Origin of the sequence: Streptomyces sp. NPDC007971 (assembly GCF_042958635.1) — a bacterium.
Classification (GTDB): Bacteria; Actinomycetota; Actinomycetes; order Streptomycetales; family Streptomycetaceae; genus Streptomyces.
Genome location: NZ_JBIBJK010000084.1, coordinates 1 through 1,834, shown reverse-complemented (window position 1 = coordinate 1,834; position 1,834 = coordinate 1). Strand labels below are relative to the sequence as shown.

Here is a 1,834-nt window from a genome sequence, read left to right as displayed (position 1 = left end):
ACCAACCCACCCAAATCCGCAAACGACACCACCCCCGGCAAATCCAAACCACCCACCTCACCCACCACCACCCACCCACCACACTCCCCACCAGATCCCACACCCACAGCCGCACCCTCCGCCGGCGCAGACACCCACTCCACCCCGAACAACCCATCACCAACCGACCCCGAACCCACACCCTCAAAAGCCCGCAGAACCAACGAACCCACCGACGCGATCAGTTCGCCCGTACCGTCGGCCAGCGTCACCGACACACCCTCACCCGACCACGACGGAGCCACCCGCACCCGCGCCGCCACCGCACCCGACGCATGCACCACCACATCGCCCCAGGCAAAGGGCACTTCAGGCTTGTTCTGGCGCTCACCGGTCCCCACGATCACGTGCAGAGCGGCGTCCAGCAGAGCCGGATGCACCCCGAAGTCGGCCGCGCTCACACCCTCCGGCAGCGCCACCTCCGCGAACAGTTCCTCCCCACGCCGCCACGCCGCCCGTATCCCCTGGAACACCGGACCATAGACAAGGCCGCTCTCGGCCAACGCCGGGTAGAACCCGGACAGGTCCACGGCGACGGCACCGGCCGGCGGCCACTGCGTGAGGCCCACGTCGGCACCAGCGTCGACAGCAGAGTCAGCCGGAACGAGGACACCAGCCGCGTGCCGCGTCCATTCCCCCTCGGGCGCAGCATCCTCGGCCTGGGCGTAGACGGCCACCGCTCGGCGACCCGACTCGTCCGCCCCGTCCACCATGACCTGCACCCGCACGCCGCCCTGAGCCGACAGGACGAGCGGCTTCTCAACGAGCAGTTCCTCGACCTGCCCGCACCCGGCTTCGTCACCGGCACGCACGGCCATCTCGATCATGGCGGTCCCCGGTACGACGACCCGCCCGGCCACCACGTGATCGGCCAGCCAAGGCTGCCCGGCCAACGACAACCGCCCGGTGAGCATCAGACCGCCACTCGCCGGCAGGCTCACCGCGGCCCCGAGCAATGGATGCCGGGCGGGGGACTGCCCCAGCCCTGCCGCGTCCACGCCAGCAGAACCGGTCGGCAGCCAGTACCGCTGCCGCTGGAAGGCATACGTCGGCAGGTCCACCCTCCGCGCACCCGTCCCCGCGTACACCTTGTCCCAACCGACGGCCACGCCCCGGACGAACGCCTTCGCGAGCGCGGTCAGCAGCGCCCGGGGCTCGTCACGGCCGCGACGCAGCAGCGGCAGCCACACCTCGGCAGCCACAGCCGCCTCACCGGCACTCTCCACACGGGTCTGCGGACCCATACCCGACAGCACACCATCGGGACCGATCTCGATGAACGTCTGCACCCCGGCACCACGCAAAGCACCCACCGCATCCGAGAAACGGACGGCCTCACGAACATGCCTCACCCAGTACGCCGGATCGGTCACCTCATCAGACACCACACCACCGGACAGTGCCGACACCATCGTCAGCTTCGGAGCCCGATAGCTGACGGCCCCCACCACTTCGGCGAACTCCTCCAACATCGGCTCCATCAACGGCGAATGAAACGCATGCGACACCGTCAAACGACGCGTCCGCGCACCCGCCCGCGCCAACCCCTCCGCAACCGCCAGAACCTCACCCTCCACACCGGAAATCACCACAGCCTTCGGCCCGTTGACCGCGGCAACACCGACACCCACACGACCCGCAATCGCCTCAACGACCTCCGCCTCAGCCGCCTCGACCGCCACCATCGCACCACCAGCAGCAAGCCCCTGCATCAGACGCCCACGAGCCGCCACCACCGCACACGCATCCTCCAGCGACCACACCCCCGCCACATACGCCGCCGCCAACTCACCGA

Annotated in this window: 1 protein-coding gene; it reads right to left on the bottom strand. The window is 69.3% G+C overall.

Translation table 11 applies throughout. The annotated features are described in order from the left end of the window. On the bottom strand, window positions 1–1,834 hold a 1,834-nt coding region (locus ACFZCP_RS45870), incomplete at both ends, for an acyltransferase domain-containing protein (protein ID WP_391443256.1).